Source organism: Pseudomonas sp. GD03858, from assembly GCF_029840925.1.
Lineage (GTDB): Bacteria > Pseudomonadota > Gammaproteobacteria > Pseudomonadales > Pseudomonadaceae > Aquipseudomonas.
The window spans coordinates 1-10,502 of record NZ_JAOCDM010000061.1; the positions used below are offsets into that span (position 1 = coordinate 1).

Here is a 10,502-nt window from a genome sequence, read left to right on the forward strand (position 1 = left end):
CAGAACGAAGTGGTCACCGACGCATAGAACGCGCGCCCCGGCTCGTTGTAGGTGGCGGCGCCGGCGCTGGTCCCCGAGCCTTCGCGGTACACGCGCTTGTCGAACAGGTTGCTGATACCCGCGCCGAACGACAGGTTCTTGTTCAGCTGATAGGTGCCGCCGACACCCCAGATGTGGTACGGGTCGAGGGTCTTGAGCTCGTTCTGCGCGCTGACGTTGACCTCGCGTGTCGGGTTGAAGCGTCGCGGTTCCTGCTTACCGTAGTAGGTCCCGGTCAAGCTCAGCGACAGCGCCTGGGTCACCTGCCAGTCGAGCATGGTGTTGACCGTGTACTCCGGCACCACCGACAGCGGGTTGCCGTCGCTGTCCTCGTTGGCGTCCATGTAGGTGAAGTTGGTGTTCCAGCTCAGCACCTCGCCGGCCTCGCCCAGCAGCGGCACGCCGATGCTGCCCTCCCAGCCCTTGACCACCGCGTCCTGGGCGTTGTCCCAGCGCAGGATCGCCTCGTTGTTGGCGGTGCGCCCGGTCACGTCGTTGGCCGAGACGATCTTGTTGTCGTAGTCGTTGCGGAAGTAGGTCAGGCTGGCGCTCCAACCATCGCGGGCGAAGCTCACGCCCAGCTCCTTGTTGACGCTGATCTCCGGATCAAGGTCGGCGTTGCCGAGCACGTAGCAGCCATTGGAATTGAGGCTCGGCGCGCAGCCGTTGCCGTTGCTGCGGTACAGGTAGTTGGGGTTGGATTGGTACAGGTTCGGCGCCTTGAACGCGCGGGCGATACCGGCCTTGAGGGTGACGTCCTCGGTGAGCTTGTACGAGGTGTTCAGGCTCGGGCTCCAGTTGGCGCCGAACTGATCGTGGTGATCCAGGCGCAGGCCCGGGGTGAGGAACCAGTTAGGCGTCAGCTCGATATTGTCCTCGGCATACAGCGCCATGATGGTGGCGTCCATGTCGGTGGGGCGCGCGCCAGCGGCGGAAGCTGGCAGCGTGGTGCCCACGGTGCGGTTCAAGGTGCTGGGGTCGTCGAGCTCCTGGTAGTTCCACTCGGCGCCGAGGGTCAGGGTCTGCGGGCGCAACAGCTCCAGCGGCAGGTCCACCTGGCCCTGGACCAAGTAGCTGTCGTAGGTGCTGGTGGCTTTCTCGTTACCGCTGATATCGCCGTCGGCGCTGCCGGACAGCCCTTCGAGCAGGCGGTTGTTGCGGGTCTTCTCGTACTGCGCCAGCACCCGCGAGGTGCCGAAGTCCCAGTCGCCACGGTGGGTGACGGAGAAGTCCTGGCGGTACATGGTATTGGTCTCGCGCCCCAGCCAGCCGTTGACGACCGTGCCGGGCACCAGCGAATCGGTGCCGCCGGTGCCGACATCGCCGGTGTAGATATTGCCCTGGCGGCTGAAGCCGGTCTCGAAATCGAGCGTCTGCTGGTTGTCCAGCGCCCAGCTCACCAGCGCGTTGATGTCCTTGTTGCGCACGCCTTCACGGCCAGCGGCCAGCGACGAGCCGATGGCAGTGTTGGTATGACCCTGGTTGATATCGGCGTCGTCGGCGTCGGTCTTGTTCAGGTTGCCGTAGACGCGGAAGGTCAGCGCATCGGTCAGCGGGCCGGCAAGGCTGAAGGTGGTGCGCTTGGTCATGCCCTCGGCATCGTCCTCGGGCAGGTTGGTGAACGCGGTAATGCTGCCGGTCATTTCCTGGGTCGGGCGCTTGGTGATGATGTTCACCACCCCGCCCATGGAGCCGGAGCCATAACGGGCCGCCGCCGGACCGCGCAGCACCTCGATGCTCTCGACCTGGTCGGCTGGCACCCAGTTGCTGTCACCGCGGGTGTCGCGCTCGCCGGCACGGGTGTAGCGCACCGCGTTGCGCGACGTCACCGGCTTGCCGTCGATCAGGATCAGGGTGTTCTCCGGCCCCATGCCGCGCAGGTCGATCTGCCGGTTGTTGCCGCGCGAACCGCTGGCGCCGTTGCCGGTCAGGTTGACGCCCGGCATCTTGCGGATGATTTCGGACAGGTCGTTGACCGGTGGGCGCTTCTTGATGTCCTCGGCGCTGATGATCGAAACGCCCGATGCCTGCTTGAGCTCCTGCTCGGCGCTGGCCACCACATGGGTGTCAGTCAACTCCAGCACCTCGCCGTCACGGGCCTCGGTGGCGGCCCACAGCATGGCGGGCGACGCGGCCAGCAGGGCCAGGCAGAGATGGTTGAGCTTGAATCGGGGCTGCATCGAAACACTCCTTGCGCGTTGAGGGCTGTGCGGATCAGGCGCGCGAGGATGACGCGGTGACGCTATCCGGCGCGCCCCGAAGTCAGCACGGGACGAGCACGAATGCTATATATTCTCATTTGAGAGTAAATCTTTTTTACAATCTATACACTTCTCAGCCTCAGCGTGACCCGCAAACCTGGCTCGCGGTTCTGCGCCCAGACCTCGCCGCCCTGCAGTTGCGTGACACTGCGCGCGATCGACAGGCCCAGGCCGAAACCATCGCCGCCGGGGCGCGCGGCATTGAGCCGGGTGAAAGGCTGGAAGATGCTTTCCAGCTGTTCGGGGTCGACGCCCGGCCCCTGGTCCTCGATCCATACCTGCCAGGTCTGGCCCTCGCACCGCCCGCCCAGGGTGACCACGCCCCCCGGCGGCGAATGGCGCACGGCATTGCGCAGCAGGTTCTCCAGGGCCTGGGCCAGGCTGTTGAGATGACCGAGCACCGTGCACCCGGCCGGCAAGGCGTTGCGCAGTTGCTCGACGGGCCAGCCGCGCTCGTAGCAGACGTCTTCGCACAGCACCTCCCACAGCCGCCCCACATCCACCGGCGCCAACGGCAGCAGCGGACGCTCGGTGTCCAGCCAGACCAGTTCCAGGGTGTCGTTGATCAGCCGCTCCATGCCCTGGACCTCCCGCTCCAGGCGCTGGCGCAACGCGTCGTTGTCCTGCTCGCGCTCGCCGGTGACACGCAGGCGGCTGAGCGGCGTGCGCAGCTCATGGGACAGGTCGCGCAGCAACTGGCGCTGGAACGCCACGGTGTTTTCCAGGCGGCCAGCCATATGGTCGAACGCCCCCGCCAGTTCGCCCAGCTCGTCGCGACGTCGGGTCAGCTGGCCACCGACCCGGGCGGACAGGTCGCCGGCACTCAGGGCGATGGCCTGGCGACGCAGCACCGCCAGCGGCGCGATGACCCGGCGAAACAGCAGCACGCCCAGCCCCAGCGCCAGGCCGGCGGGCAGCACCCGCTCCAGCAAGGCACGCCACAGATGGTTGTACTTGCGCGGGTTGAGCCGCGCCGGCAGGTCCATCACCAGTTGCGCGTCGCTGCGCGCGAACGGCACGTAGAAGGTCGGCGTGCCACCGGGCCGCCCAACCGACCAGTCCAGCGAGCGGATGAAATGGAGCTTCTTGCGCTCACGCCCGCGCAAGGGGCGTGACGACAACGACCTGTCATGAGGCCCGACCACCACGGCCCAGACACCTTCACCGGCCGTCAGGCTGGCGAGAAAGCGGTCGACGCCGCCCTCCCCGTCCTCCTCCCAGGCCTGCTCGGCCTGCCGGCCGTATTCGGACAGCTCCTTGCGCGCGGCTTCGCCAAGGGTGGAAGTGGCCATGTCCAGGCGCTGGCTGACGTCCACGTGCAGGCTGATGATCAGCAGGCTGAGCAAGGCGATGCCACCCAGCAACGTCCAGAACAGCGAATGGCGGTCGGGCAGCCTCATGGCTGCACGCGCTTGAGCACATAGCCGGTGCCGCGCACGGTCTCCACCCGAGCCGTGCTGTAGCCGATCAGCTGCAACTTGCGGCGGATATGGCTGACATGCATGTCCAGGCTGCGGTCATGGATCGAGTACGCCCGGTTCAGCGCCTGCTGGTAGAGGAAGGTCTTGCTCAGCACCTCTTCTGGCGCATGCAGCAGGGTCTCGAGGATGCGGTATTCGCAACCGGTCAATCCGGCCCAGCGCTGCCGATGGCAGACATCACCACGCAGCGGGTCGAAACTCAGGTCCAGGGCCCGGCCAAGCGCTTCGTGGCCAACCGGGTCCTGGCGCTCGTAGGCAACCCGGCGCAGCAACGCGTCGATGCGCACATCCATCTCCGCCATGCTGAAGGGCTTGGGCAGGTAATCGTCGGCGCCCTGACTGAAGCCGACGATGCGGTCCTGCTCGGCGCCCAGCGCCGACATCAGGATCACCGGCACACGCTGTCGGCGACGCAGCTCCACGAGAATCTCCAGGCCGTTGCTGTCGGGCAGCAGGATATCCAGCAGGACCAGGTCGAAACCGCCCTCGCGCAGCAGCTCGGCGACATCGCTGGCGCCATGGCGCACGGTCACCGCGAAGCCGCGCTCGCCCAGATGGCTGCCGATATGGGCCGACAGGACAGGATCGTCCTCGATGGCGAGAATGCGAACGGTAGAGGATGGGACGGGCGCCGGCTGCATGGGTTGACTCTGCGAATGATAATGATTGCTTGTCGCGCATTCTGACAAACCCGACGCCGCGCCACAAATCGCAGTGCCAAGGCGCGCCACATGAAGGAAACTTCATGATCGCCGCCAGCCCTCTGGCAGCGGGGCCGACGGCGCGCCACCGACAGCGCGCGCCGGGGCCTGTCTTGAGCCCCCCTGCCCGCCCGCGTAGCATCACGCCCCCCCCCCCACCCGTACCACTGCGATCACCCATGCCCCAGCCCATCCCCCTCAAGGACCACGAAAAGGAAAAGCACCTGGTCAACCGCCGGTTGCTGGCCTGCGCCGCGCTGGTCATGAGCCTGGTGGCGGTGCTGGTGGGCCGGCTCTATGTGTTGCAGGTGCTGCAACACGACCAGCAGAGCGCGGTATCGGAGAACAACCGCGTGCACGTGCTGCCGATCCCGCCCGAACGCGGCCTGATCTTTGATCGCAACGGCGTGGTGCTGGCCGACAACAAGCCCAGTTTCAACCTGACCATGACCCGCGAGCGCGCCGGCGACTCGACCAGGGTGCTCGACAGCCTGGCGCAGATTCTCGGCTTGTCCGAGGACGACCGCCACCAGTTCGACAAGGACCTGCGCCGTGGGCGCAAGCCGTTCGAGCCGGTGACCCTGCTGGTCGGTCTGAGCGAAGAGCAGATCGCCCTGATCGCGGTCAACCAGTTCCGCCTGCCCGGCCTGGACGTCGAGCCGCAGTTCATTCGCGAGTACCCCCTGGCCGAGCACTTCGCCCACTCGGTGGGTTACGTCGGGCGCATCAACGAGAAAGAAGCCAAGACCCTCGACAGCACCGCGTACCGCGGCACCCAGTCGATCGGCAAGACCGGTATCGAGCGCTTCTACGAAAACGAACTGCATGGGCAGGTAGGCTACGAGGAAGTCGAAACCAACGCCCAGGGCCGGGTGATGCGCGTGCTCAACCACCACGACCCGGTGCCGGGCAAGGACATCGTGCTGAGCCTGGACGCCCACCTGCAGCAAGCCGCCGAGAAGGCCCTGGGCGACCGGCGCGGCGCGGTGGTGGTGCTCGACCCGGCCAACGGCGATGTACTGGCGATGGTCAGCAACCCGGCATTCGACCCCAACCTGTTCGTCAAGGGCATCAGCTACAAACAATACTCGGCACTGCGCGACTCCATCGACCGGCCCCTGTTCAACCGCGTGCTGCGCGGCCTGTACGCGCCAGGTTCGACGGTCAAGCCCGAGGTGGCGATCGCCGGCCTCGACAGCGGCGTGATCACCCCGGGCAGCCGGGTCTTCGACCCCGGCTACTACGAGCTGCCCAACTACGACCACAAGTACCGCAACTGGAACCGCAGCGGCGATGGCTGGGTGGACATGTACAGCGCGATCATGCGCTCCAACGACACCTACTTCTACGACCTGGCGCACAAGCTGGGCATCGATCGCCTGCACGATTACATGGCCGCGTTCGGCCTGGGCCAGAAAGTCTCGCTGGACATGTTCGAGGAAGCGCCTGGGCTGATGCCATCCCAGGCGTGGAAACGCGCGACCCGCCGCCAGGCCTGGTTCCCCGGCGAGACGCTGATCCTCGGCATCGGCCAGGGCTACATGCAGGTCACCCCGCTGCAACTGGCCCAGGCCACCAGCCTGCTGGCCAGCAAGGGCGCGTGGCACCGCCCGCACCTGGCGCTCACCGTCGGCGGCCAGGCGCCGGCCGACCCGCACCCGATGCCGGACATCGTGCTGCACGACCGCCACGCCTGGGACCAGGTCAGCCAGGGCATGCAGATGGTCATGCACGACCCGCGCGGCATCGCCCGCGCTTCGGCGGCCGGCGCCCAGTACCGCATCGCCGGCAAGAGCGGCACGGCGCAGGTGGTGGCGATCAAGCAGGGCGAGCGCTACAACCGCGACAAGACCCTCGAGCGCCACCGCGACAACGCCCTGTTCGTCGGCTTCGCCCCAGCCGAACATCCAGCGGTGGTGGTGGCGGTGATGATCGAGAACGGCGAGGCCGGTGGCCGGGTGGCCGGGCCGGTGGTGCGCGAAGTGATGGATGCGTACCTGCTGGACGATCAAGGGCATCTGAAGGCGCAGTATGCAGGCGCCGCGCCGGCCAAGGCCGTTCCGCATACCTGAAAGCGCCGCCATTGGAGCGGGTTCACCCGCCCAAGCAGCCCCTGCGGTGCTTGGCACCGGCTAAGCCGGTGTTCGCGGCTGAAGCCGCTCCCACAGGTACTACGCCAACCTGTAGGAGGCGCTTGGCATCGCGTCGCTTGCCTCACCGCGGTTTGCCCCACGCCATGAAAGGCGCATGCAAGGTATGCTTCGCCATCCCCCCGCTGGAGCACCTCATGTCGACTTTCTCCGACCCGCAAGCCGTTGCCCGCTACGCCGAAGGCCCTGTGCGTCAGGTCCCGGGTTTTCTCGACCTGCAACGCATGGCCACCCTGCTGTTGGCCGAAAAGGTCCCCGACGACGGTCAGGTGCTGGTGCTCGGCGCCGGTGGCGGGCTGGAGCTCAAGGCCTTCGCCCTGGCCCACCCTGGCTGGCGCTTCCTTGGAGTCGATCCGTCCGCCGAGATGCTCGCCCTGGCCCGTCAGACCTTGGCCGAACTGGCCCCCCGCGCCGTGCTGCACGAGGGCTACATCGACAGCGCGCCCGAGCGGCGTCATGACGGCGCCACCTGCTTGCTGACCCTGCACTTCCTCGATGCCGAACAGCGCCTGCACACCCTCGAACAACTGGCGCGGCGCCTCAAGCCCGGCGCACCGCTGGTGGTCGCGCACCACAGCTTTCCACAGGCCGAACCGGACAAGACCCGCTGGCTGCAGCGCTATGCCGCTTTCGCCGAAAGCAGCGGGATCCCCCGTGAGCAGGCACGCAGCGCGATCAACGCCATCGCCAGCCGCTTGCCGTTGATCACGGCCGAGCAGGACGAGGCAATCCTGCGCCAGGCAGGCTTCGAAGGCATCGCGCTGTTCTATGCCGGTTTCACCTTCAAAGGCTGGGTGGCCTACCTGCCCGGATGAGCAGATAGGCCACCTCGCCGGTCAGGCCTCGGCAGCCCGGCGCTCCAGTTCCTCGCGGTAACTGCTCAACGACGCCAGGCGCTGGGCGCTGGCGGCTTCGCGGTCCTCGACGATCACCTTGAGCTGATGCGAGGCCTGCGCCAGGTAGGCCTCCAGCTTGTCACCGGTGATGTAGTCGCCCGACAGCTTGTTCAGCTTGCTCCAGCCGTCGTTGAAGACCTGCGCGAAGGCTTGCGAGACGGCGCCCACCGCCAGCCATTCGGCGGCCTGGGTCACGAAGAACTGGTCGGTGGCGCTCACCAGTTGCGCCAGGCGGTTGCGCCGTAGCGACTCGCTGTTGCCTGCGCGCTCGTAGTCCTCCACACGCTCGAGCGCCTCGTCGATGACCAGTTGCAGGAAGTCGGCGAAGGATTTGAAGAAGAACGCGATCTCCTCGACGATTTCCTTGCTGCGCTTGAGCGCGGCCACGCTCAGGTTCAGCGACTTGACCGCCAGTTCGATGCTCTGCTGCTCACTACGCTGGCCATCGAGCAAGACCGTGATACGTGCCAGCTCCGCGGCCTGCTCGCGCTTCACGCCCTCGTAGCGTTCGACGTTTTCCAGCATCTGACGCTCCAGTTGGCGCAGCGACATGGCCTGCTCGCGTAACTGCTGGCTCGCATCGCCAGCCACGCTGGACAGCTCGCGCAACAATCCGCCCAGCCGCTCCTCGAGCGCGGCGAGCTGCGCCTGCGCCTCGCGCAGATCGCCACGCACCTGCTCGAGGCGCCTGTCCAGTTCTTCCCGTGCCAGGTCGCTGGTGGCGGCGGCACGCTGCGTTTCCAGTTCGGCAACGGTGCGTTGCAGGGCGGACACGGCACTCGCCTGGGTGGTGCGGCGAGATTCCAGATTGGACTTTTCCACCAGTTTGGCCGGGTCATTGGCGGCACTGTTCTGGCCCGCCACGGTACCGACGCTGGCGGCGCCGAGCAATGCCGAACCACCGCCGGAGGCGCCCATCGCGGCGAGTGGCACGACAGCGGACAGCACCTGGGTGACCGACTTGAGCAGCGATGCCCAGAACGACTTCTGTTCCGCGCTCTTGGCTTGCCGGCCGTAGTCGCGCGCGCGTCTGTCGAACAGGTCGACCTGTTCCTGCAAGGAGGTGACCAGGCTGTCCAGTTCGGCACGCCGGGCACTGGCCTGGCGAATCTCCTCCTTGATCAGACGATTGGCCTCGATCGTTTCGCTCAGGGCGATCTCGCTGCTGGCCATGACCTCTTCGATATCGCGCAGGATCTGCTCGTATGCCTCGACGATGCTGGTCAGGCTGCCGCGCACGCCGCCAGCGGCCTGGGCGATGTCCACCGCCAGCTCGAGCAAGTCGCGGCTGACGAACGCTTTGATTTCCTCGCCATCATCGTCCGCCTTCACATCCAGCCAGTCCGGCAGCGCCGAACGCAGTCGATTACCAATGGTCCGAGCCACCCGCACGGCGCCGTTGATGCTGCGCTCACTGTCCTGCTGCGCGCGGATCAACCGGTGCATGATGCTGGAGATGCGAACCCGGATGGCGCCTTGCTCCTGGGGCGTGGTGTTGTAGGCGATGTACAGCAGTTCGATGGCGTGATCGGTATCGGTCTTGGCGCGGCTGATGTCGTAGTTGCCTTCGATCTTGCTCTTGAAACTGGCCACCAGGGGCGAATGCACGCCTGGCAATTGCAGGGGGGTTGCCTCGGTCAGGGCCGAGGTCTGCTCGGCGATCCGATCCTCCAGCAGAACATTGCGATTGGTGAACGAAATGATTTCAGACATGCGATGAATCCTTTTTGTCGAGAGGGGTTCGCTATTGCCCACAAGTCAGCAGGAAACGCCCTGCTTGCCTTGTTGCGCAGACAATGTGCGGATTCATCCGGGCGCTTAAGCAGGAAACGATCCCGCTGTACGTAGGCAGTCGCCCGCCCTCAGGGCCATGCCTTTCAAGATTTTTCGGCGCGCAGCTGTTGACCGAGCGAGGGCCGCCAGGTGTATGCCGCAAGCCTTGCAGCGCCTAGCAGATCGAGCGCCGCCCGCGCGGCGCATCGCGACGCAAGGCCGCTCCTACATCTGTTTCGGGCCAGTCCATCCTGTGCCATTACCTGGTCCGCCTTGTTGGCACGACGCGGTTTCAGCGTGGGCACCACTGCCGCCTCACCTGTCTCAAGACATGCGTCAAGGCAGGCAACCATGGCCTGACAGGTTCGGCACGTTGCAACAAATGTAGGAGCGGCCTTGCGTCGCGATGCGCCGCGCGGGCGGCGCTCGATCTGATAGGCGCTGCAACCCTAACGGCGAACACCTTGAAAAACATGGAAGTGGGAACGGATTGACAACGCGCGTCATTCAGCGCGAGGACAAGACGCAGTCGTTCTCCCAGGAACTGGGGTAACGGACCTGCTGATTGCGCAGCGCTGGCCAAGCGTCGTAAAGCAGCCTGTGGCTGGCCGACAGAGCACCATTCAGGGGCTTGCGCAACGGCTGCACATTCTGCGCATGGCATTCGGCGATGTCTCTGGGCCAACTGCCGCATTCCTGAACGGCATAATCGAAATCGTCCAGCCGCTGCGCGTTGTCTTGCCGACGCTCCAGCGTCGCTCTCAGGTACGGCCTGACAACCGTTACCGTGCGCTCGTCATCTTCAATGATGCCCAGCACACGCCGCAGGTTGACGATCTCACTCTGCAAACCCTGGATGTAAAGGCGATGCTCCGGCCTGGACGGTGGATCACCGTACAACGCTCGCGCCTCCTGCAGCTTGCGCTGGGCCATGCGCGCCTGCCGCTCCAGTTCGGGGCGACTCTGCAATTGCCCGCCCAGACGGTGTTCGGCGCTTTCGATGCGCTCGATCATCAGTCGTTCCAGACCATCAAGACGGCTTTGGCACAATGTCATGCGCTGTTGCAGCGCCTGGTCGGACGATTCGGTCGCCCCTGCGATCGCACCGGGTGATATCAGAAAGGCCCAGATCAGGCCCGGAAAACAGCATGTCGCAAGGCGACGGTAATGCGTGTGATGCATGACAAATCTCCTGTTCAAG

At 65.8% G+C, this 10,502-nt stretch carries 7 protein-coding genes; 2 read left to right on the forward strand and 5 right to left on the reverse strand.

Annotated elements, in window-relative coordinates:
* The 3 genes from N5D48_RS16185 to N5D48_RS16195 all read right to left on the reverse strand — a co-directional run.
* Positions 1-2,219: TonB-dependent siderophore receptor (locus N5D48_RS16185; RefSeq protein WP_279886050.1), on the reverse strand; the 2,219-nt coding region annotated here is incomplete at its 3' end.
* 143 nt (positions 2,220-2,362) lie between these two features.
* The gene (locus N5D48_RS16190) at positions 2,363-3,700 is read right to left on the reverse strand and encodes a sensor histidine kinase (protein WP_279886053.1); all 1,338 of its coding nucleotides are present in this window, start codon (positions 3,698-3,700) and stop codon (positions 2,363-2,365) included.
* Positions 3,697-4,422 (reverse strand): response regulator transcription factor, encoded by a 726-nt coding sequence (locus N5D48_RS16195; protein WP_279886056.1) that lies wholly within the window; start codon positions 4,420-4,422, stop codon positions 3,697-3,699. Before N5D48_RS16195 ends, N5D48_RS16190 begins: the two co-directional genes overlap by 4 nt.
* A 239-nt stretch (positions 4,423-4,661) precedes the next feature.
* On the opposite strand from N5D48_RS16195, the gene mrdA reads away from it, so the two are divergent.
* Positions 4,662-6,554: a penicillin-binding protein 2 gene (mrdA, locus tag N5D48_RS16200; protein WP_279886059.1), complete on the forward strand. Its 1,893-nt coding sequence runs from the start codon at positions 4,662-4,664 to the stop codon at positions 6,552-6,554.
* Positions 6,555-6,769: 215 nt separating this feature from the next.
* Positions 6,770-7,447, forward strand: a complete 678-nt coding sequence (locus N5D48_RS16205) for a class I SAM-dependent methyltransferase (RefSeq protein WP_279886061.1) — start codon at positions 6,770-6,772, stop codon at positions 7,445-7,447.
* 21 nt (positions 7,448-7,468) lie between these two features.
* On the opposite strand, the gene N5D48_RS16210 is transcribed toward N5D48_RS16205, so the two are convergent.
* Positions 7,469-9,241 (reverse strand): hypothetical protein, encoded by a 1,773-nt coding sequence (locus tag N5D48_RS16210; RefSeq protein ID WP_279886063.1) that lies wholly within the window; start codon positions 9,239-9,241, stop codon positions 7,469-7,471.
* A gap of 567 nt (positions 9,242-9,808) precedes the next feature.
* Positions 9,809-10,483, reverse strand: coding sequence for a hypothetical protein (locus N5D48_RS16215; protein ID WP_279886065.1), 675 nt, complete (start codon positions 10,481-10,483; stop codon positions 9,809-9,811).
* Positions 10,484-10,502 lie beyond the last annotated feature (19 nt).